We start from the raw sequence: 23,080 nt of genomic DNA, 5'->3' as shown, positions 1-23,080 counted from the left end.
CAAGAGAACGCCGATACATTTGGTTTTATTTCAAAAACACACAAACCCTATCCTCAGCTTCGATTAGTTAGCCTTATATCGACTGAAACCAGAATGGTCTTGGGTGCAGCTTTTGATGGCTGCCACGTAGGAGAAGTAACACTCGCTCAGCGTTTAGTTCAAGAAGCCTCAGATAACTCCTTAACCCTATTTGACCGTTGTTATTTCTCTGCTGACTTACTATTAAACTGGCAAGGCTCAGGGGTACAGCGACACTGGCTGACACCAATAAAATCGAAGATGCGCTATGAGGTGGTCGAAGAGTTTGCTAATAATGACTTGCTAATTGATATGCCAGTCTCCCCCCAGGCGAGAAAGAAAAATCCCGAACTTCCCGAAACATGGCGTGCTCGTTTTATTGCTTATCAAGAGCCAAAAGGTGAAATAAAAGGGTTTGTCACCTCATTGGTTGACCCAGTTAAATATCCGGTGGATAAACTACTTAATATCTACTGGCAACGCTGGGAAATAGAGGAGGGATACGGCGAACTGAAGCAAACTCAATTGCAAAGCAAGGTGACGTTACGAAGCAAATTTGTTGAAGGTGCTAAGCAAGAACTATGGGGTGTGCTTATCGCTTATAATCTGGTTCGCTTAGAAATGGTAGCGATAGCAAAAGAAGCCAAAGTTGCGCCCACCCGTATTAGCTTTACCGCAGCGATAAGCTTGATAGACACTCAATTAAGGTGGCTTGCTTTATCACCTGATGGAAAGTTACCAGCTAAGCTGAAGCAAATGCGGGCCGATATAAAACACTTTATCCTTCCAGATAAAAGAAAGCACCGAACATATCCACGTTCAGTGCTCTATATACCCAGCCGCTATCCACTTAAATATAAACAGTAGTGCTTATCCGAATAGCATTACGCTATACGCGGGCTCTTTTTTGTCAGTTATATTTAATGGGATTAGTATTAGTTAACGGCAGCTCTCACAGCTCCCCTCTGAACTAATAGCATGCTGCGGCAAGCCATTAGCCATGACTTGAGTTGAAGGCTTAGACGGAAACGTTAACTCAGAATCAGTAAGCTTTGTGCTTTCATGGTGGCTACAGTCATGATGACTTACTGTGGTAATAGAAAAAACAAACACGATAAAGAATAGAATGTTACCAAAGAGCAGATAGGGAAGATTACCACTGGTTTTAAATGCAATAACAACACAGCCCAATACATTGACCACTAAGATAAACAGCATCAGATCAATGACAACATCTGCGCTTTCGATAATATGAAAATAGTGAATAATAGAAAATAACACACTCGCACAAGTACAAAGCGCAGGAATAAAAACCAGTAACCAACCTAAGTTTTTCAAAACAACCTCTAAGGCAAAGAATTATTACCTCATACTGAGTACATTTATTACAAATGGTTCAACTTGTATCACTGAAACTTAAAACAAGATTAAAAGCTTTGAAGTTGGTCACACACCAGCTCAGCACTTTAGTGGCACTGCCCACAAAAAAGCCTGCATGAGCAGGCATCGATATCAAACACAATCAGTTTTCAACACTATCTGAGGCTTTAGCCCTCACCCACCTCAGTTTTGCATTGAAGCAGTATCGCCTGAAAATGACCACCTAGGTCTTCGCTGGCATACTCTTTTCCGGTCTGCGCCATCTGCTGCAGGCTTGCTAACCCCTTCTCTAATCCTTGTTGATCGATCAAGGTTTTTGCATAGGCAGCTGCATCAGCGCCCTTCTGCAAAAGACTGCTGACCTGCTCAAAACTGATCTCCTGCTCCATCAATGACTCTATGCTGGCTAATAACTCAGAGACTTTAGCAGACTCAACCAATGCACCTTCCACCTGCACGAGATCTGCAAAAGGGTCATCACTCAATTGCTGCGCCACACAAGCTGATACACTTCCAACTTGTGCACTCTTAGCGACTGCATCAATTCCTTGTGTTCTGATTTGCTCTACAACCTCTTTAAGTTGCTGATCTTTATCGAGCCATGCCTGCTCAAGCAGTTGCTTGTCATCAGACTCAAAAAATCCGCAGCCCGATAGACTAGTGATTAACGCGAGGGCTACGAGGTTACGAGCTGTTTTCATCTGTTAACTTCCTTAATTAATGGAGTTCATTGGCATCCTAATCATAACAAGGTTATCAATTCAGCCTTAAGTGAAATTTAATTCACTTAAGGGGGAGAAGGTAGCAAGTAGCTAGGAATGTGAGTGTGGAGGGGCAAGAAAGTAACGAGTCACGAGTAAACAAGGAAAAGACAGATACGAGGAAATTCATAAACAGAGACAAACTAGATTCCGGCCTAAAAACACACCGGAATGACAGAAATCAGCTAGATTCCGGCCTAAAAACACGCCAGAATGATAGAAATGAGCTGGATTCCGGCCAACGAACACACCGAAATGACTAAGTGAGTCATGCAGAACTTGTTTCAGCACCCAGCTTTTAAATCCTAGAACCTAGCTTGTACCTAAAACCTCGCAACCTGTAACTCGTAGCTTGTAGCTTGTAGCTTGTAGCTAAAAGTAAATTCCCATCAACAACTTAAATTGATTCTATTTCGACCATCGGCCTTGGCGCGGTAGAGTGCGGTATCTGCCGCGCATAACAGAGCAGTGCCTGTTCTAAACTGCCCATTAACTTCGGCCGCAATGCCTTGACTGACGCTCACAGTAACGCTTTCATCTAAGCCCAAATCCGTATACTTAAGTCCATTAATCTCCAGCTGAATATACTCGGCCATCAACTGCGCTTGCTTAGCATCGAATTCAGGCAGGATTAGGGCAAACTCCTCACCGCCGTAGCGAGCGGCGATACAGTCATCAGATGGCAATGAATGTGCAATCACATTGGCGATTTTTTGCAGGCAGTGATCCCCCTGAATATGGCCATACTTATCATTAAACAGCTTAAAATAGTCGATATCAATAATCACCACACTAATGGGCTTGCCAGATACGGTACATGCCTGCCACTGAGATCGCAGAGATGCATCAAACACTCTTCGGTTGGCCAACTTAGTCAAGCAATCTGTCGATGCCCATTGATAGAGCTGCTGATATTCAGCCTTATGCTTCGTGAGGTCTCGGATAACAATGGCAAATAACGGTGAGCTAAGCCCTAAATAGCTAATAGAAAACTCAACATCTAAACTGTCGCCTTGCTCTAAAGTCAGCGAAGCCTCGATAGGGGCATGTTCAAGTTGGCACTGATTGATAAGTTGTTCATCGAGCATCTGCTGATAACGTGTCTTCTGTGGTTCCTTCAGATACTCTTGCCAACTCTGACCTAAAATATCAGTAGATTTAACACCTCGTCCAGCAGACAACAGATCAACGGCTTTACTGCTTATCATCTGAATCGTACCCGTTGCATCAACCACTAATACGGCTTCCATCAACTGCTGCACCAACAAATTCAATGCACTTCGATAGCAATCATCAAACAGCAGATCGTCACTCGTCGTAGCAAATGGCGACGGCATAGGCAGAGATGATAAAGTATTTTGTGCAGGTAATGTTTGCGCTAAATAATCTTGCGATGACAAAGCCATCACTTGAGCTTCAGATATCTCAGCATTATCTTGCTGAGCATTCTCTCTTGCTTGCCTCATAAACTGATGAAACTCATCAGCAGGTGAGATGAACTTACCCTCTAAGCTAGGCTTAGCATTTAGCTCTGCACCACTTCTGCCAGCTCTAGCAACAAAGCCTGAATCTGCAGGACAAATATCCGAAAACGATCGCTGCCTATTGTCTTCATAGGGCTTAGGAGGGAGTCTTAACATTAGAGTATCCTTACCAGAATTTACTAACCTGACGCTTCAAGTGCGTCTATCTGGTAGATACTTTACCTAATTACATCAACGGGAACCTTTCGGTAACCTTCTAACGTAAAGGTATGTTATATAACAAGATTAATTAACTAATAGAAAATAGGATCTAACTAACTTCAGGAAAGTAAGTGTCAATCTAAATAAGAATCACGCATTTTAGTGGCCAATTACCCTCATCAGCATGGCGCGACTAGTTACACAACTGTAGCAGTGATACCAGGGCCTTCTTGTATAATCGAGAGGTCAACGCTGACTAGCCCTGTTTTGGATTAAAAGCTCTTGGACGAGGCATAACAACTCTCCTACTCTTACCAAAAATTAAAGCTTAGTAGGAAATGTCCTCAAAACCCTCAACTTGAAATAAAGGAGCATCTTAACACTCCTCTAAGCTTTATTAATTAAACTTCAGGTTGGTTTTTAATTTGAGGATCTTGACTCTCAAACGTGTTCCCTTGTTTATTTGCAAAAACAAAGCGAATACCGATAACACCATGATCGTGATTACTATCTTTTATCGACAATGTTTGAGCTGCATTCTTGATTTTAATAGAGTTAATATCTTGTAAAACACTGTGAGGATTTATCTCATCCCCTTCTGGCGTACGCTCATTCTGTTGAGGAAATACTGCTCCCACAAAAGCTAGATCAAGGTTATTTTTAGGATCTATATTGTAAGAAACCTTAGCCTTAGGCTTTGTTAAAACTACAGGGTTTGGGGTAAACGAGAACTCAGGGTTAGTATCATCACCAGTAATGCTGACGTTTACTACTATTTCATTTTTTGACATTTTTACTTCCTTATATTAATTAAGCAGGCTAAATACGATATTTTCTTTTTCTAATATTTCAGTAAGTAGAACGTGTTGCTCAAGCTCATCTAAACACCTAAATGCATCAGCTAAGGGAAGCAAGTATTTCGGGTCTTTATTATATTGCTGCAATGGCACTAATATATTTTTAGCATTCATACAAGCTTGTCGCATCTTCACCTGATTCCCTCGATGCTCATGTCCATTACTATCTAACAACTCAACCACAGCTAAAAGTTGGCGATATTGAGTCTCATGAGGAAAATCATGTACCAAAGAATTTATTACATCTCGCGCTTTCACTAAATGAAAGTGGCTTTTCTCCCAATCATGTTGCTTCTGGTAGTAATAAGCTGTACTTTTTTCAAACAATGCCCTAAGAAAATTAAAACGAGAACTAGCATACTGGCCAGACTCTACCTCAATATTAATAAGGTAACTTATTGATTCTGGTTCAATAAACAAGCTGCTACCTCCTAAAGATGATTTTTGATACATTAGCGGTTTCATCTTCAACATATGTAATTGAACTTTAATCCATCTTATTTTCCAATTTAGATTATTGGGATCAATTCTCACTAAATCCTTAAATAATTGATGGCTTTCGGTAGCACTTTTCCAAGCATCGGCTAATTGTCCTCGGTACAAATATTGTCGAGAAAGAAAGTGTAGACTATCAGTTAAACTTTCTATCAGGTAAGCATCATTCAAATCAGTTTTGGTTAATTCTTCGACTATCGACTGATGAACTTGAATGCTAGCTCGTAGATCTCCATTTGATAATGCAGCACTTGCTAACCAAGATCTGGTGTCCATCACATCAGTAATTAGTTGTGAATTTTGAGGCTCATTTTCAAGTGCTATGAGCTTTAGCCTAAGCGACTCTTGAAAACTATCACGCGCATTAGGAAAGCTTTGCAGCTTCATAGCTAACGAACCAAGGGTATTGTGGGCATACGACAGCTCCATCAAGGCATCAATATCATTAGGAGCAATATCGTACATTCTTTGGCTATAAATCAAATACTCTTCATACTTAGGCCGAGCTGAGATCCAGTCTTTCCTATCATAGTCCAGCTGCCCCAACCAAAAGGCATTGGCACCAGCGGTTTTTAAAAGCTCAAGGTTTTCAGGTTGCTCAATTAACAGTTCATTGATCAAACCATTAGCCGCAAGTAGCGCTGTTTTTGCCTCAATGATTTTATCCCGAGAATAAGCCACCTCGCCCATAGCTTCTAACGTCTGAGCATGTTGAAAACGTGCGGCAAAGGTTAGGGCTTTATCCGTGGTAGAAAAATCGCTGAAATACTCCAGCGCCTTGTTACTGATCCCATCGAGTAGATCCATACGGCCGATACCGCGCAGCTTGTCAGCAAAGTCCCCTACCATAAAACCAAGCAGGTTCTCTGCGGCAAGGCGTTTCTCTAATGCGCGCTGCTCAGCCTCGATACTGCGAAAGCTCATCAATACAGATAGTATGGTGAGGGCGACGAGTGCCCCCGTGGTTAATCGACGACGCCAACGTCTGCCATTGGCACGATTACTCGATGCCGAAATCAACGCCTTCTCTGCAGGCTCTAAAATAAAGAGTGGATTGTGTGAGAGCAAAACCGCCTCTTGCAGTGGCTTCCCCTCTGCAAGCAAATAGGCTTGGGTTTTAGACTCAGCTAACCAGCGACGGGATTGATTGAGTAAGCGGCTCTTAATGGCTAAGCTTTCGCTGTGTGCTTCTATCCATTTAGTCGCTCTGGGCCAACGCCTAAGCAGAGCTTCGTGAGCGATACTGAAACAGGCTTCATCATTTTGCAGGTGAGAAACAAATAGGCGGCTATCCACCATGGCTTTAACAAGCTTGGTTTCAGAGTCTGAGGCTAATTCAGAAACTATGTCAGAACCTGAATCTGAGCTTAGATAAGCGCTTAGCTGTGACCAGCGCGCTGTGCGGCTGGTAATTGATTTATCATCCTCTTTAAGCGTAACTAGCAGTGACAAAATCTTAGGCACTGCCGCTCTTTCGGCGTCTCCGAGCTTGTCGAGAACCTCTTCGGCGTTCTTGCCGATAGCGCCTTCGAGCCCGCCTAGCTTGTGATACTCAGACACCAGCAGCTGCCCCGTATCATCACGGTTTAAGTACAGCGCTTGTAAGGTATATTGCAGCATTGGTAAGGCATCAGGGTTGGATGCGGCATCAGCGCAGAGCATCTCATCGAGCGGTACTGCGGTTTCACTGTCTAGCTGCCAGGTTAACTTGGCAGCGACAGCAGGCAAGCGGATCATCTGCAATAGCTCTTGGCGCGTAGGCGGTGACAAATCGAAATGTGCCCCTCGAGATTTACCCGACATCAAGTTGGGGTACTGCACCAGGTCTGGATAAAAATCATTGCGACAAGCAGATAAAATAAGAATATGACCAGATTGTGCCAGACACTCGATAACGTCGAAGAACGCTTGTCTCTGCGCATCCGTAAACTGAGGTGAGGACAGTAGCACCTCTAATCTATCAACAAATAGCGTGAAAAAGGCGTGCTGCGCCTTATGGCCTTTTAACGCTGACTTGCAGCACTGAATAATCTTTTCAGGTGCTTCAGTGAGCGTATTTGCCAGTTGTTCAGCACTGTAGCCATCAAATACGGGTTTATCCTGATACTCCCAATCCAGCATGGCACTCGCCATATCCACTAACGGGGGGTTATCGACCACATCGGCCAAGTCAATATCACTGTATGATATCACCTCAATGCCATTATACCCCTTGGCGCTCATCAGGTTTGGCATCACACCCGCATTGACTAATGAGGTTTTACCGCTACCGCTGGGGCCTAAAATCAGACAAAAAGCGCGGCCATATTTAACTTGCAGGGTAATACGATTCAGTAAGATAGAAACCTGTTCACTGCGACCAAAGAACACATCGGCGTGCTCGGCACTATAAGCTTGTAAACCAGGAAAAGGGGAGCCAGATTGCCATTGTTGTGATTCGGCTGCCGCAGCATGACCTTTGGGGAAACTTATCTTAGCTAAGGTGCGGTAACCGCGTTTACGAATAGTTTCGATATATTGGGGTGAGGTCGCGCTATCGCCCAAGGCGCGGCGCAATTGATTGATGACCTTGTGCAGCGGATTGTCACCCATAAACATATCGGGCCAGCAGTGGCTGACTATCTCTTCGGTGCTCACCACATCACCGTCACGTTCACACAAGAACGACAGCACATCCATCGCCTTAGGCTCAAGTTGTTTAACTTGACTGCCTAAACGCATGGAGTTGGAACTTGGCTCAATCTGCCAATCACCAAAATAAAATGTGCTAAAACTCATTCTTCTTTCTTCCAATCAAGAGAACGTAAACAAACTTACACCCGTACAGTAAATCACATTTGCATGGCAGAGCTGTCCATTCGCTTAAGGCAAACAACACCAACATGAATAATTCTACGCATGAGCATGATGCATCATAATTGCAACAAATTGCTACTTATTTACTACAACTTAAGGTGTATTTTGCAAAGGAGCACAAAGGTTTAGCTTATATACAAGCTAAATATATATACCGCAGAAAAAACAAATCACTAAGCAGGTGAAGATATCAGTTCGATAGGACTGGAAAAGCAACGTTGACCAGTTTGAACCACTGCTAATTGTCTGCAATTAGCCGATGAGCTAGATAGGGAATATTTTAAAGTATACAGATATGAAAAACTAAGTCCGCTAATGCGGACCTAATATTTATAGCGTTAGCCTTTATGAAGTAATACCGACATAAAGGCTTAACGCTAAGAGTTAGAAGTTAGAAGTTAGAAGTTAGAAGTTAAAAGTTAAAAGTTAAAACAGATAGCTATAGAGGTAACCTGCACCAATCGCCATACCGAGTATCACCACTAAGAAGGCAGCAATCATCTGATTTTTAAAGATAGACTTTAGCAAGATAACTTCAGTTAAACTCGCACCAGCACTACCGATAATCAGCGCCATCACAGAGCCCAATGCCATCCCTTTTTGCACTAATGCCGCACTTAAAGGGATCACAGCTTCGGCGCGAATATACAGCGGAATACCAATTACTGCCGCAACAGGAATCGCATACCACAGGCCTTCACCGGCATACTTAGCAATAAGTTCTGTAGGAATAAAGCCATAGATAAATGCACCAACAGAGATACCTAACATCAAGTATGGGAACACCTGTTTAAAGTCCTTCCAGGTTGAGCGCCAGATCCGAATCCAACGACTCTCACTCTTAGCTGCTTTGACCGCATTCACAAGAGCGCCACATGATGAAGCGGTTGCAGTCGCCCCGCATCCAGTCTCTACGGCAAGTGCAGGCGTCGCAAGTGATTCACTGCATGCTGTTTGACTGGCTTGCGACTGAGTCGCGCAGCAAGTCGATTTAGCGTCAGCTTTTGCAGGGCTAGCCTGCTTGTCATCGCAAGATGTGCCACAGCTTGATGCATCAGCCGCTTCATAAGCTTCAGGTCGTACATAGCGCTCAAAGCCTAGTTTTTCCAATACAAAGCCTGCGGTAACTGCAACCACTAGCGCCACAGTAAAGTAGAACACAGCCACTTTAATGCCGAAGGTCACCACAAACAGACCTATGATAATCGGGTTTAGCAGTGGGCTCGAAAAAAGGAACACCATCATAGGGCCAAAACCCGCTCTGGCTCTAAGCAGCCCTTTCAAGAATGGGATGGTCGAGCATGAACAAAATGGTGTGATAGCCCCTAACAACGCAGCAATCACGTAGCCTCTACCGTTGCGAGAGCTCAATATCGATTGGATCTTCTCAGGCGTTATAAACTCCTGCAACACACCAACCAAGTAGCTGATCACCAAAAAAAGAATAATTAGCTCAGTTGCCAAGAAGGCAAACATATTTGCGGCCTCGCGGGCCATCGCTAAGATTTCAGGACTCATAATCATTTCCACCATACCAAAAATATAGAATCGTTTTGGAATTTTAGAAGCTACCGAAGTTCATATTCGGCATCTGCTTTAAAAATTCATTTCGAAGAATATGGAAATAATATACTCATTAAAAAACATGTCAACTATATTTCCAGAATATTCAAAATGATTATTTATGGATACCTGTTTGTAGAAGTGAAACCTATCGCTAATCAAGCACTAACACTGAACTAAAAATTATGATGATTATGGCTTTTAAATCGACGCCTGTTGATTAGGCTGTTTTTTGGCCAGCTAGTTTAGCTGGCTATTATTGGGGCCCGCTACTTTTGAGTAGACAGTTTTGGTGCAGACTCTTCGTCAATGCAGCACTCATCTTGCAAAAAGCCGATCACTCCTTCGAGTTTTTCGAATTCTGCTACACAGAAAAGCGTTCGCCCTTCCCGCCTCTGAGACAATAAGCCCGCAGACACTAAGCTAGAGATATGGTGTGAAAGTGTTGAGCCTGGGATCTGCAGTTGCTCTTGCAAACTCCCCACCGCTACACCTTGAAACCCTGCCCGTACGACACGTTTAAAAATCGTTAGTCGTGTTGTATGACCGAGTTCTTTTAGCGCCTTAGCAACGACTTCGATATCCATGCTCTACCTGATTAAGTGTTATCAATTATTTCGATAATAACAGAACTATTATTTTTATGACAAGAATAGCTGGCTGTAACCCAAAAAATAAAAAAACCTGCTTATTGCTATAAGCAGGTTCTATTAGAGATGATAACTAACTTTAGTGCCATACAGCCTTAATGCATTAGTGCATTAGTGCATTAGTGCCGTACTGTATTAGTGCATTAGCAGCAACTGGTAGCTGAAGCCTCACTTTGGCAGCAGGTTTTACCTTGCTCATCAACACAATGACATCTGCAGCCATCGGCATCGCAGCGGCAGGTACAACTACAGACACAATCCCCCTGCTTAGACTCGCAACGGCAGGTGCACTCTCCTTCACAAGTGGTATCACCAGGCTTACAGTCGCATATGCAGTTACAGCAAGAGCCCTCTGTTGAGTCGCAACAAGAGCCCTCAGGGGATTGACTCAAAGAGCCCTCAGCAGGTGTACAACAAGAGCTTTCTGTCGAGTCGCAGCAAGAGCCCTCAGCGGACTTACTCAAAAAGCCCTCAACGGGTGTACAGCAAGAGCCTTCAGCGGATTGACTCAAAGAGTCTGAAACTGGTGTACAGCACGCTTCCTTTTTACTTTCACTTTTACTTTCACTTCCAATCGAACAACAGCTCATATCGTCAGGGTTACAACAAGGGTGAGTTTTATCGCTCATACAATCTCCGGATAGTTTTATCCCAAGGGGATAAGTGGTGCAAGATGCACATTTTTAAATCAACTATCCAATAGGACGAATGAGATTTTTAAAGGATGCAAAAATTTTGAAACGACTGAATATAAAGTCCGCTATTACTCTCTTAGCATTTGTAGCATGACTTTTTAGGTGGCAGAAAATCATCAACTTTGCCCTTAGTGTTAATCACTGGCGCACAGCAACTCACCAAGTTGGCAGCCAAAAGCTCTCTACCTCTCAGCACCCGAGACTTAACAGCAGAAAGGCTCAAGTTAAGTCGCTCGGCAACCACTTTTTGCTTTATGCCCTCTATCTCACTGAGCAGAAGCACATCTCGATACTTATCATCTAAGGTCATCACCATAGGTTTCATACACACGCTCATCTCAGAAAAAGCACTCTCCTCCCTTGATTCAGCGATAAGATCTTGAGGTAACTCCTCATTAGGGCGGCGGGTTCGGTAATAATCTATGATGGCATTTTTAGTCACTTGATAGAGCCATGCGATGGGAGAGTCCGGTGCATCAGTTTGCTGTAATAACTTAATAAAAACAGCACTAAGGATATCTTGTGCATCCTCTTTATGGCTGACTTTTCGATTGATAAATGCCAATAACTCATGTTGATATTGCGAAAACGCCTGCGCCGCAACTTGCTGCATGAAAACTCCTAACAACGGCTAAAGATCTTGTCTAAAAGAACAAGGATTCTAGCCTAAATGACCGACTATTTTTTAGAGTAGACGAACAACAGCTAAAAAGGATGCAAAAAATAGAAAATAGTTGCACCTACTAAAGCAAAATATCCTCATAAGTAAATAATTTACATTTCAGATAAATTAAAAGGCTTCAACAATTAAACTTACCTCAACTATCATGATGTAAGGAGGCGCAGCTCAAGCTATTGAGCGCATTTTTGCTATATCCTCCACTTTAGACAGAAACAAAATGAGTTTAGTGAACTATCAAGATACACACTTGTCTATTGCGCAATAAGATGTATCTCTACTACCAAGGCTTACTTTAAACATGCTAAACAGGATCCCCTCGATGATTGAAAACAGGAAACGCCTACTGATCCCTGGTGTTGCTCTCGGTGTATTTGCCATTATATTAGCAGTGCTGTTAAAGCCTGCACCTCCTGTGGTCAGTGAACACAGTAATGCAAGGCTGGTTGATATTATGCCGCTAGAGATGCAGAGCGTGGCACCAAAAGTCAAAGGCTTTGGGCGGGTGTCTCCTAAGCATATTTGGCAAGGCGTCGCTCAAGTTGGCGGTAAACTTACCTACCGAAACCCGCAATTAGAAAGCGGTCGTTTACTGCCTAAAGGGACACTACTACTTGCAATTGATCCTCTCGAGTATCAACTAAAACTTGCTCAGGCTCAGGCCAATATCAGTGCGACCAAAGCGAAATTAAGCCGCAGCACTCAAGAGGAGGTCAACCTCAAAGTCAGCCTAGAGATTGAGGAGCAAAAACTGTTACTGGTTGATCAGGAATATCAAAGAAAGCTGACCCTAAAAAAACGCAACTTAGTCTCAAGCTCTGATGTCGAGGCGCAAAAGCAGGCCCTTTTGGTGCAACGTAAGCTGGTACAAGATCTACAGAGCTCACTGACGCTGCTACCTGAAGATCGCTTAGTAACCGAAGCACAGCTTCAAGTTGATATCGCACAAGCACAAGATGCACAGCGCCATCTCGATAATACTCAAGTGATTTTACCTTTCGATGCACGTATCGCAGAGGTCAATATTGAAAAAGATCAGGTGGTTAGTACTGGCGAAGTGATGCTTGCAGCCCATAGACTCGGCACAGTTGAGATAAAAGCCGAGCTGTCTCTACGTGATATGAGCATACTGATGCGTAGCATTGGCCGAGTCACGACTAGCGATAATCTACCTAACATAGAAAAGCTCGAACTTAATGCTGACATTAGCCTCAATACCTCAGGCCTCAGTTTTGACTGGCCTGGAAAAGTCACTCGAGTATCAGAGACGGTTGACCCTACTCAAGCAACTGTGGGGGTTTATGTAGAAGTTGATCAAGGTGTGAAACAGTTAAAGCTGCCGCTTAAGCCGCCGCTCACTAATGGTATGTTCGTTTCGACCACTATCGAAGGCGCAGCCTCTGAACAGTTTGTGGTGACAGAAAAAGCCCTGCATGGCGATAAAATCTACCTGATGACCAGTGACAACTCTCTTAGCATAGTCCCTGTTGAGGTGCTGTTCAGACGAGATGAAATGGTTGCGATTGCAGGAGAGATCCGTCAAGGCGACAGGTTAATTCTTAACGATCTCATCCCTGCAGTGCCTGGCATGGCGTTAATTACCACTGAGTCGCTAACCGCAGTGGAGAATGCCAAGTGATAGAATATTTCACTCGCCACCCCACCATAGCAAACCTGATGATGCTCACCCTGTTACTTATGGGTATCACCAGTGTTGGCCAGATAAAGCGTGAAACATTCCCTGAATTTGCTCCACCTTATATCACAGCCTCAGTGGTCTACCCCGGCGCCTCCCCAATGGAGGTTGAAGAGAGTCTCTGCCTCAGAATGGAAGATGCTGTCGATGGACTCGATAATATTGAAGAGGTTAAGTGTGACGCACAGGAGGGAATTGGTTCGCTTACGCTGAAGATGACCTCTGAAGCGGATATGGGCCGCAGCTTGGTTGATGTGCAGACCCAAATCAATGCCATTAAAGACTTTCCAGCCCAAATTGAGCCACCAATCGTCAAGGAGTTAGATTGGGCTGAACGCGTGGTTGATATCGCGATTTCGGCTGATGCTAGCATGCCAGATCTCAAGGCTTATGCCGAAGATCTCAAGCGCCGTTTAAAAATTGATTATGGTGTGGGCCTAGTCGAAGTCTCCGGCTTCTCAGATCATCAGATCCGCATTGAGCTAAACCAAGTCGATATGAGACGCATGGGGCTCACGGCCGGTGATATCGCCGATAAAGTGGGACGTCAAAATGTAAAAATGCCAGCGGGTAACATTGAACTTGAAGACAAAAACCTGCTAATACGCTTCGACGAACGAAAAGTCACACCAACGGAACTTGCCTCAACCATTATCTCCTCTAACAGTAACGGCAGTCAGGTCAGGCTAGGTGATATCGCAACCATCACCGACCGTTTTGCCCTTGATGAGGAGAAGATCAGGTTTGATGGTAGCAGTGCTGCCATATTAAATATCAAGAAAAACAAAGCTGAAGATGCCTTAAGGATTAAGGATCGCGTAAAGGCTTTCGTTGAAGCTGAACGCTTAGTCGCACCACAAGGAGTAACGCTGACCTTAACCAATGACATGTCATCTCTGCTTAAAGACAGGCTCAACATGATGCTGAGCAATGGCGCTCAAGGTATCGTTTTAGTCTTCTTTACCATGTGGTTATTCTTCTCCCTCAGATATTCATTTTGGGTGTCAGCCGGCCTTCCCGTCGCCTTTATGGGCGGCTTGTTCCTAATGAGCCTGTTTGGCGTTTCTATCAATATCATGAGCCTGGTCGGTTTATTAATGGCAATTGGTATCATGATGGATGATGCCATTGTTATCGCCGAATCAATCGCCGCTCATGTCGATAAAGGCTTGCCTCCCCACAAGGCTGTGTCCGAAGGGGTAAAAAAGGTCGCACCAGGGGTTATCTCCTCGTTTATCACTACCGTACTTATTTTCGGTAACTTGCTCTTCCTTGATGGCCAGATGGGTGCGGTACTCGCAGCAGTGCCAACAGTGCTGATTATGGTGCTGATTATTAGCTTAGTAGAAGCCTTTTTAATTCTACCCAACCATCTTAATCACTCGCTATCTAAGCACCATAAAGAGCGTGAAGCGCTGCAGTTTAAACAGAAGTTTCTTGCCCGTTTTGATCAGTTTAAAAATAATGAGCTCGTGCGTGCGGTTAGCTTCGCGGTGAAGTGGCGCTACGCCACAGTGGGCATCACCTTCGGTGTTTTGCTCATCTCCATCGCCCTGCTGGTTGGCGGTATGGTTAAGTTTGTCCCCTTTCCTGAACTCGATGGTAATGTCGCCGAAGCCAGATTGATATTGCCACCAGGCTCTAGCCTAAGTGAAACGCAGAAACTGGTTGATGAGTTAATTGAAACAGCGAAACAAACCGCTGAGCAGTTTACCCAAGACAATAATGAGCCAGCCCCTTTGCTTAATCATGTTACCGCGAGATTTAACTTTAACGCCGATGCTGGCGAGTCAGGGCCTCATGTTGCGACAGTGCGATTAGACCTGCTCACGGCCGAAGTACGTAACTCATTAATTGAAGAGTTTATCAGTGCATGGCGTGACAATATGGGCAAGCAAGCAGCGCCTCTATCTATGGTCTTTACTCAGCCCCAAATGGGCCCAGGTGGACGTGATATTGAGATCCGCCTGCAAAGTGATGATATCGACTCTCTCAAGATGGCATCTGTTGAGCTACAAAGTTATCTGGGTGAGTTTGCTGGGGTCAATGGCATCATGGATGATATGCGCCCCGGTAAAGAGGAGATCATGGTGAGCCTAAAACCTGGCGCTGAGACCTATGGCGTCGATGGTCAGACAATTGCTAACCAGCTTCGCAGCGCCTTTTATGGTCAAACAGCCGATGAGATTCAGGTTGGCCCTGAAAATATTAAGATTGAGGTGAGACTGAACATGCAGGAGGCAGGCGATCTGCAAGCCCTGTCCAACTTCCCCATCATGTTAGCCGATGGTAAGCAGTTGCCTTTATCAGCCATTGCCAATCTCGCCTTTGAGCGCTCTTTTGTGCGGATCCAGCGTATAGATAGCCTAAGAACTGTTACTGTGTTTGCACAGGTTGATAATCGCACCGCTAATGGCAGTGAGATTTTAGCTAAAACCAATAATGAGTTTCTGCCTAAGCTGGCACAAGACTATCCTAAACTGCGCATCAACTTCGAAGGCTCAGCCAAAGAGAGTGCAAAAACAGGCTCATCAATGGCCCAAGGCTTTATTATCGGTATGTTTGGTCTGTTCGCTATTTTAAGCTTCCAGTTCCGCAGCTATATTGAGCCGTTTGTGGTCATGCTAGCCATTCCTCTGGCATTGATTGGCGTGATTTGGGGCCACTACCTGCTGGGCTATAGCATGTCTATGCCATCTGTTATGGGCTTTGTCTCCTTGGCGGGCATCGTAGTGAATGACTCGATACTCTTAGTCCAGTATATACGGCACCATATCAATGAGGGCGATACCGTACATGAAGCTGTGGTCAACGCCAGTAGAGAACGGTTTAGGGCGGTATTTTTAACTTCGCTGACTACGGCTGCCGGCCTGCTTCCGCTGCTATTAGAGACCAGTTTACAAGCGCAGGTTGTCAAACCTCTTGTTATCTCAATCGTGTTTGGTATTTTCGCATCAACCCTACTGGTACTGTTCGCGATCCCTTGTGCTTACGCTATCTTGGCCGACTTTGGCTTTATCCGGAAGCATCAAGAGTTAAGCGATGAGGAAGCTGTAACGAGTTAAGGTCATAGGCGACGAAGGCGGCTTAAAAAGCGCCTTCGAGTACGCAGTAAAGCTGCTTCGAGGAAGGAGTTTCTTGTTTCGCAGCTTAGCCGCTCTACTTCTCTCAAATACACAAATCCCCCCCCTTTGTTTGGTCGCTTCTCTAAGTACCTCTATGACTTAGCGATGACAAGACATGAGCATTAACCAGTCATTTTGAGAGCGGGTATTCTGCATAAGGTGATATAGAAATCACTCAAACCTTTCCTATAAATAGCCCGGTTTTAGCACTCCCTATGCCAAAATTGAATTTCTCAAATTCATCGTATTGAAAATGCCTACAACAAATAATGTTCCGAGAAATCAGCTTCACATCACTAAAGGATACGAGGTAACCACAATGAAGCCTATAGGAATAATACTTAATCGACGTCACTACCCTCTCTTAGATGAGGGGGAGGGAGAAGCCTTTATTTATCTTCATCACCAACAAGTCAGTCTAGCGTCCTGTAGCAGCATAATCGCTCAATACTTAAAGAATCAAGAAAGGGTGTTTTTTTTAGATGTATCTGAAAATTATCCTAAAAATATCGAGAAGTTAACGATACAAGAACATGAAGAGTTAATTGATGATATTCACCTTTTGGTCGATATATATTGGCTCGATAGATTTGGCCTCGGCGGAAACTATATCAACGAGGTGATTCGCTATAACTTAAAGCATCGACTAGGTTGTCGATACCGAGCTTAAACGGCGTCTTTTTCCCCATCTAACTACATTACAGATCTGGTTGTACAGTTTGATCAAAGAAACCCTGTACAACTTAATGTAAGTACTGATTCAAAGGGGAACCTTAGCGAATTTGTAGCCAACTTTAATAGCTCTACACCGTGCACTTTTCGAATGAACAATTGTTCACCAAATGTCAGCCTTAGTTTAGCGAGTCACAGCTGACTCTCATTTGATTTATAACTAATAATTCAGCAGCACAATCAGTATTTTTCACCTCAAAAACCACTTTGAGTAGTCTCATTTAATTAAGACTTAAACCTGCTCGCATATTTTTCACTCCTCTGCTTAGCCCTATTTGGCTAGCAGAATTTTTTACACAATTGATACTTTGTGACTAAAGCGAATCCAAAATTGAATTTCTCTAATTCATCGTCTTATTAACTAGTAAACAATAATCTAGCCGTAAGTTAAGCCCCCACAACACATCCTAATCTAATTGAATTAAATTGAGACGACCGTGAATAAGCACCTCATTAATTGCTACAAAAAAAGTATTTTGACCATCGCTCTACTAGCAACAACCTCATATTCTCATGCTTTTTCTGAGCCAATGTTAGCAGATGCAGATAGCCAGTCAGACATCTACCGCCCCAGTATCACCAACACGAGTTGGGAAGATACTATTAGGGAGGAAGCTGTTTATAGCAACCCATATTCAGTGTCTCTTTTTAGTGCAGAGAATGGCGAGGACAAAGCAAGACTTTGGTCTCAAACAACCTCCGTTGCCGCCTATGGTGTCGGCTTTGCGGGCTTTCTTGCATTACTTCCAAGTGAAATCACTAACTGGGAAAAAAGTGATGAGCGATTACACGAGAAATGGTGGGACAATGTCAAAAGTGGCCCCGTCTGGGATAGAGACCACGTAGCAATCAATTATATTGGTCATCCCTATTTTGGTGGTGTTTACTATCAAGCTGCTAGAAAGTCCGGTTATCGTCAGTGGGACTCTTTTATGTATTCCTTCTTAATGTCGACCTTTTACTGGGAGTACGGTGTAGAAGCATTTGCTGAAACCCCATCAATTCAGGACTTAGTCGTTACCCCTGTACTGGGCTGGGTCTATGGTGAATGGGCATTTCATAAAGAGAGAGAAATAATTCAAAGAGGAGGAACTATTTGGGGCTCAGAGCGCTTGGGTGATACCGCCCTATTTTTTCTAGACCCTATCGACTCTCTTGGGCGGGGCGTTAATAACTTATTTGGTAGTGATGTGATAAAAGCAGGCACTGGTTATATGGGGTTAACAGAAGTCCAACTAGATAATGGCCGTGTCGATAAACAGCTACAGTTACAAGTACAGTATTCAATAGGTGCTGGTAGCGCTAATACAGGAGTAGGCCGTCACCATAATGGGCAATATCAACATATAGATGATCCCGTTCACTTCGGTATAGTTGGTTTTTCTGCTGGTAGCAGCTACTTATCCCCTAATAAAACATGGGAGATAGAAGCGGGTTGGGTACCAAGTGCAACACTAGGCTTGTATTTCACTCGGAATTTCTCAACTCGTTTAAGCTATGCTCGCGGAGAATTAACCGAACAGAAAACAAGCCAAAAAGTTACTTTTGAAAACTACAGCTTAGATAGCCAGTATTACTTTAATGGCCAAAACACCCTAAGACCTTATTTGACAGCAGGTATTGGAGAGTCGATGCGTGAAATGGATAGAAACACAAAAACGTTTCAAGTTAATGCAGGAGTTGGTGCGCATTACCGCCTTTCAGCAAACTGGGCATTACAACTCGATTGGCAAAATCACTACAGTGCAAAACATTCATCCAGCGATAAGTTAGTAACAGGGCAACTCGTGTATCGGTTCGGTCAAGGTGAAGGTTGGCTATAACATTGGCTATAGCAAAGGTTAGCGTTTTGTCCCCCTTAGTGAGCCTGCGTACGCCATAGTGCTAAACGATCTCGTCACTCATACCCTAGAGCTCATAGCCTATGGCATCTTGTCAGTGATATAATAGCTCTTTAACTCTCGACGCAAAGACAGACATCATGGCAAGAACTGCAGCAGCACTTCATATTTTGGTCAAACATAAAGAGCAGGCCGAAGACATTATTAAGCAACTGAATAAAGGTGCTAAGTTTGATGTACTCGCCAAGAAACACTCAAATTGCCCTTCAGGTAAGAAAGGTGGCAGCTTAGGTGAGTTCAAGAAAGGTTCTATGGTACCGCCATTTGATAAAGTCTGCTTTACCGGTGAGTTGATAACCCCGCACCTAGTTAAGACCAAATTCGGCTGGCATGTGATTAAAGTACTTTATAGAACTTAGAAAAAAGTACGTCGCAGTGCGATTGCGAGCACTGCCCTAAGTCTTTAAACAAGTAGACTCAGAGAACAGGCTTTACGCTTACCTCGCAGCCAACGTGTTTGCGTACTCGAAGACTCGGAGCTAACGCTCAGCTAACTTTTAGCTAACTCTCAGCGCCTGCGCCATTACAATGGAATGCAGTCTTTCAAGGCCGACTGCAGCCAAGCGATAAACTGCGCTTCTAATGGCTCGCTGTCACCTTTTTGCTGTAACACTTGCTGTAACTCTTGCTTTAACACCACATAGTTATGCCCTGAGCGAATAAAACCAAAGGGCGCGACTAAACGTCCCTGTGTTAAATCGTCGACAACCAGAGGGTAAGACCCCATTGCCGCACCTAGCCCATCAACAGCGGCTTGAACACAAAAATAGAAGTGGGCAAATGTTTGCTCACTGGAGCCAAAATTCTGTCCGGCTTCAGCATCGGACAACCAATCCTGCCAAGCTGATAATCGACTCTCACTGTGCAGTTTGGTCATTTGGCTAAGATCGTCTTGGATCTGTTGCCAATAGCTTGGTGAACATACTGGCCCCACCCACTCCTCCACAAGATGAATTTTTTTATGATCTTGTTGCAGTGCAAAATCATCTCGACGTATTGCTAAGGATAATCCAGAGCTTCCCAATACCACAGGGCCACCAGCCGTTGAAAGCCGGACATCTGCATGGGTGTCTTGATGAAACTCAGATAGGCGTGGCATTAACCAGCGCATGGTTAATGTCGGCTCACAGGACACCTCTAAAAAAGACTGGTTTGACTGACGCACTCTGGCAGCGCCAAGGGATAATGTTTGAAAGGCTTGCTCGGTATACTCTTTTAACAGCTCCCCCTCTTTAGTCAGATAAACATGCCTCCCCTGACGATAAAACAGTGTCTGCTCTAAATAAGCTTCGAGCACTTTTATCTGCTTACTCACAGCGCCATGGGTAATGGATAGTTTACTGGCGGCTTCTCTATGGCTCGTGGAGCTGGCAGCAACATGAAACGTATGGAATGCTTTCAGATGTCTCATTGGTGAATTTAACTCACACATCAAGGGAGGTTAAATCGATTATAAACAGCCATGATTGTCCATACAATAGCCCCCTAGAATCTCTCTACTGAATAGTAACAACCCAGAGCATTATTGATTTGCTCTCTTGAATTACTCTCTTGAATTACTTTTTGAACTGCTCTTTTGAGACAGTGGATTAATAAACTTTATAACAATAACTAAAGAGGAATAGTGTGATGGAATGGATAAGCATGGCAATACTTGGGTTACTCATCGTTATTAGCCCAGGCGCTGATTTTGTTTTAGTACTCAGAAACAGCCTAAATCACGGCCGTAATATCGGACTGTGGACAGCATTAGGAGTAAGCCTCGCCATTACAGTACATATTGGCTACTCGATGATGGGAATTGGTTACTTAATATCACAGAATGATTTGCTGTTTAACCTTATTCGCTATGCGGGTGCCGGATACCTAATATTCCTCGGTATTAAGGGGCTTATGACGGCGAACCAAGAAACTGCGAGTCTGCCGAGTAACAAGGAGAGTGAGGTTAAATCGGGCAGTACTTCAATGGCAGCTATCGGACAGGGATTCTTGTGTAACCTGTTAAATCCCAAAACTATGCTTTTTTTCCTGAGTATATTTAGTCAACTGCTCACTCCAGAGCCCAGCAGTCAAATGACAGCACTTATTTACGGCGGATATATGATTGCCATTCACGCTGCTTGGTTTGCGCTGGTAGCAGTCATTTTCACCTCTAAAAAGCTACAGCAGCACCTGAATAGAATGAAACAGAGAATCAACCAAGCTTGTGGGGCGGGACTGGTCATTTTTGGTCTTGTACTCGGGTTGAAACCATAAACCTGAATGCCTCTCCAATAAGCTCAGTAGGCAAGAATTTTTGAATCAAAAAGGGCGGCACTCAGTGCCGCCCTTTTTTAGACGTTTACATTTAGCTTATCGATTTAGGCTAAGCTTCAGCCTCTGATTTGTCAGCACCTTTACGCTTCTGGTGTGCAAGGATGAGTGCGATAAGCGATACCACACCGACTGCGATACCAACTGGCTGTGCCAGTGACTGACTTAAACCAAAACCTATTCCCGCTGTCATTATGTATGACACAGTAACACAAGTTCCGCCAATGGCTGGCAAGCTCACAATCCAGTGGAAGGTACCGCGATCGAATAGGTACTTAGTCGCTAGCCAAAGTACACTGGTTGAAAGCAGCATATTTGAGAAGGCGAAGTAGCGCCAGATAAGTGAGAAGTCGATCTTAGTCATAAAGTAAGCGATGACCAGAATAGGCAGTGCAACTAATAGACGGTTGCGTATGCTTTGAGGGATCTTAAAGGCATCGATAATAGTTAGACGCAGCGATCTAAATGCCGTATCACCTGAGGTGATCGGGAAAATAGCCACAGCGATAATGGCCATAATACCACCAGCTACACCTAAGTAAGTGGTTGCGACTTGGTTAACCACCATGCCTGGTCCACCTTGATCGAGTATCTCTTTAAGCTCAACATAGCCACCTGGGAAGGCTGCAATACCCGCCATAGCCCATACACAAGCAACAATACCTTCAGACATCATAGCGCCGTAATAAACTGGGCGAACGTACTTCTCGTTAGTCAGACAGCGAGCCATGATAGGCGCTTGGGTCGAGTGAAATCCACTAATTGCACCACAAGTAATAGTCACAAACAGTAGCGGCCATATCGGCAGTCCATCAGGGTTTGGCGCCAGTAGCACATTATCGTAATGGTTATGATCAAAAATACCTTTGATCTCTGAAAGGGCTGGCAGCTGCGGCGCATTGAACATCAATGCCACTGCGATAGAAACTGTCATCACAATCATTAGCAAACCAAACAGAGGGTAAAGTTTAGTGATGATCTTATCGATTGGAAGCAGAGTCGCGAAGAAGTAGTAAGCTAGAATAGCCAATACCCAAAATGCATTATGGGCAAAGATAGTTCCTTCGAAGAAATCCAGGTTACTTAATAAGCCTGCCGGGCTCATGATGAACACGACACCTACGAAGAACAACAGCATAGCGGTAAAGACCAACATGACCCCTTTAAAGACCACGTTAAAGTAGTGCCCTGCGATCTCAGGTAAACTCTTACCATCTTCTTTAATGCTTAACACACCCGAGAAGTAATCGTGGACCGCGCCACCAATAATATTACCCAGTACAATCCAGACTAGCGCCACAGGACCATAAAGCGCACCAAGGATTGGACCGAATATTGGGCCAACACCAGCAACGTTAAGAAATTGAATTAAGTATGCTTTGACCGGATGAACTTTGACATAGTCAACGCCATCATCGAAGCGGGTTTGTGGGGTTTGGGCATTGGGGTTAATGCCAGCTTGACGCTCTACAAAGGGGCTGTAGAACTTATAGGCAAGTAACAACGAGCCTATGCAGATAAAAAATAGTAACATTTATTATAATCATCCATACATTGAGGGCATATTTACTAACGAGTGTCTGTGAGTTATATCATCAGGTCAAGTTACAATATGTTATACCAAAGTAGGGCTTGAATAGGCTTATAGCTAAGTGGGCAGGGCTTTATAGAAGA

General features: G+C 44.0%; 18 protein-coding genes. 7 read left to right on the top strand and 11 right to left on the bottom strand.

The window, feature by feature from the left end:
• Positions 1–885: IS4 family transposase (locus BM736_RS07750; protein WP_083699946.1), on the top strand; the 885-nt coding region annotated here is incomplete at its 5' end.
• Positions 886–957: 72 nt separating this feature from the next.
• On the opposite strand, the gene BM736_RS07745 is transcribed toward BM736_RS07750, so the two are convergent.
• The 9 genes from BM736_RS07745 to BM736_RS07705 all read right to left on the bottom strand — a co-directional run bounded on the left by BM736_RS07745 (position 958) and on the right by BM736_RS07705 (position 11,573).
• Positions 958–1,356 carry a hypothetical protein gene (locus BM736_RS07745; RefSeq protein ID WP_076410560.1) on the bottom strand — a complete coding sequence of 133 codons (399 nt, stop codon included), beginning with the start codon at positions 1,354–1,356 and terminating at the stop codon, positions 958–960.
• Between the two features lie 209 nt (positions 1,357–1,565).
• Positions 1,566–2,099: a hypothetical protein gene (locus tag BM736_RS07740; protein ID WP_076410558.1), complete on the bottom strand. Its 534-nt coding sequence runs from the start codon at positions 2,097–2,099 to the stop codon at positions 1,566–1,568.
• Between the two features lie 449 nt (positions 2,100–2,548).
• Positions 2,549–3,799 carry a sensor domain-containing diguanylate cyclase gene (locus tag BM736_RS07730; protein WP_083699936.1) on the bottom strand — a complete coding sequence of 417 codons (1,251 nt, stop codon included), beginning with the start codon at positions 3,797–3,799 and terminating at the stop codon, positions 2,549–2,551.
• Between the two features lie 446 nt (positions 3,800–4,245).
• Positions 4,246–4,635, bottom strand: a complete 390-nt coding sequence (locus BM736_RS07725; RefSeq protein ID WP_076410554.1) for a DP-EP family protein — start codon at positions 4,633–4,635, stop codon at positions 4,246–4,248.
• A 15-nt stretch (positions 4,636–4,650) separates the two neighbouring features.
• Entirely contained in the window at positions 4,651–7,974 is a 3,324-nt protein-coding gene (locus tag BM736_RS07720) for a winged helix-turn-helix domain-containing protein (protein WP_076410552.1), read from the bottom strand.
• Between the two features lie 504 nt (positions 7,975–8,478).
• On the bottom strand, positions 8,479–9,570 hold the full coding sequence (locus tag BM736_RS07715; RefSeq protein WP_076410550.1) for a permease: 1,092 nt from the start codon (positions 9,568–9,570) through the stop codon (positions 8,479–8,481).
• A 314-nt stretch (positions 9,571–9,884) separates the two neighbouring features.
• On the bottom strand, positions 9,885–10,202 hold the full coding sequence (locus tag BM736_RS07710) for a helix-turn-helix transcriptional regulator (RefSeq protein ID WP_076410548.1): 318 nt from the start codon (positions 10,200–10,202) through the stop codon (positions 9,885–9,887).
• 166 nt (positions 10,203–10,368) lie between these two features.
• Entirely contained in the window at positions 10,369–10,566 is a 198-nt protein-coding gene (locus BM736_RS25125) for a hypothetical protein (protein WP_179079022.1), read from the bottom strand.
• A gap of 470 nt (positions 10,567–11,036) precedes the next feature.
• Positions 11,037–11,573 carry a sigma-70 family RNA polymerase sigma factor gene (locus BM736_RS07705; protein WP_076410546.1) on the bottom strand — a complete coding sequence of 179 codons (537 nt, stop codon included), beginning with the start codon at positions 11,571–11,573 and terminating at the stop codon, positions 11,037–11,039.
• Between the two features lie 388 nt (positions 11,574–11,961).
• On the opposite strand from BM736_RS07705, the gene BM736_RS07700 reads away from it, so the two are divergent.
• The 5 genes from BM736_RS07700 to BM736_RS07680 all read left to right on the top strand — a co-directional run bounded on the left by BM736_RS07700 (position 11,962) and on the right by BM736_RS07680 (position 19,452).
• Positions 11,962–13,278: an efflux RND transporter periplasmic adaptor subunit gene (locus tag BM736_RS07700; RefSeq protein WP_076410544.1), complete on the top strand. Its 1,317-nt coding sequence runs from the start codon at positions 11,962–11,964 to the stop codon at positions 13,276–13,278.
• Positions 13,275–16,400: an efflux RND transporter permease subunit gene (locus BM736_RS07695; RefSeq protein WP_076410542.1), complete on the top strand. Its 3,126-nt coding sequence runs from the start codon at positions 13,275–13,277 to the stop codon at positions 16,398–16,400. The genes BM736_RS07700 and BM736_RS07695 overlap by 4 nt, the downstream gene beginning before the upstream one ends.
• Positions 16,401–16,779: 379 nt before the next feature.
• Positions 16,780–17,130, top strand: a complete 351-nt coding sequence (locus tag BM736_RS07690; protein ID WP_076410540.1) for a hypothetical protein — start codon at positions 16,780–16,782, stop codon at positions 17,128–17,130.
• Between the two features lie 499 nt (positions 17,131–17,629).
• Positions 17,630–19,015: a DUF3943 domain-containing protein gene (locus BM736_RS07685; RefSeq protein ID WP_076410538.1), complete on the top strand. Its 1,386-nt coding sequence runs from the start codon at positions 17,630–17,632 to the stop codon at positions 19,013–19,015.
• Positions 19,016–19,173: 158 nt separating this feature from the next.
• The gene (locus tag BM736_RS07680) at positions 19,174–19,452 is read left to right on the top strand and encodes a peptidylprolyl isomerase (protein ID WP_076410536.1); all 279 of its coding nucleotides are present in this window, start codon (positions 19,174–19,176) and stop codon (positions 19,450–19,452) included.
• A gap of 164 nt (positions 19,453–19,616) precedes the next feature.
• Here BM736_RS07680 and BM736_RS07675 read toward each other — a convergent pair whose 3' ends face one another.
• Positions 19,617–20,504, bottom strand: coding sequence for a LysR family transcriptional regulator (locus tag BM736_RS07675; protein ID WP_076410610.1), 888 nt, complete (start codon positions 20,502–20,504; stop codon positions 19,617–19,619).
• A gap of 218 nt (positions 20,505–20,722) precedes the next feature.
• On the opposite strand from BM736_RS07675, the gene BM736_RS07670 reads away from it, so the two are divergent.
• Complete coding sequence (locus tag BM736_RS07670) at positions 20,723–21,349, top strand: LysE family translocator (protein WP_076410534.1); 627 nt, start codon at positions 20,723–20,725, stop codon at positions 21,347–21,349.
• Positions 21,350–21,458: 109 nt separating this feature from the next.
• Here the strand turns inward: BM736_RS07670 and BM736_RS07665 are convergent, their stop codons facing one another.
• Complete coding sequence (locus BM736_RS07665) at positions 21,459–22,940, bottom strand: carbon starvation protein A (protein ID WP_076410532.1); 1,482 nt, start codon at positions 22,938–22,940, stop codon at positions 21,459–21,461.
• Positions 22,941–23,080: the final 140 nt, after the last annotated feature.

Origin of the sequence: Shewanella sp. UCD-KL12, from assembly GCF_001957125.1 — a bacterium.
In the GTDB taxonomy this organism is placed as follows: domain Bacteria; phylum Pseudomonadota; class Gammaproteobacteria; order Enterobacterales; family Shewanellaceae; genus Shewanella.
Note: the sequence above shows the minus strand (reverse complement) of the source record. Positions and strands in the feature narration are given on the sequence as shown.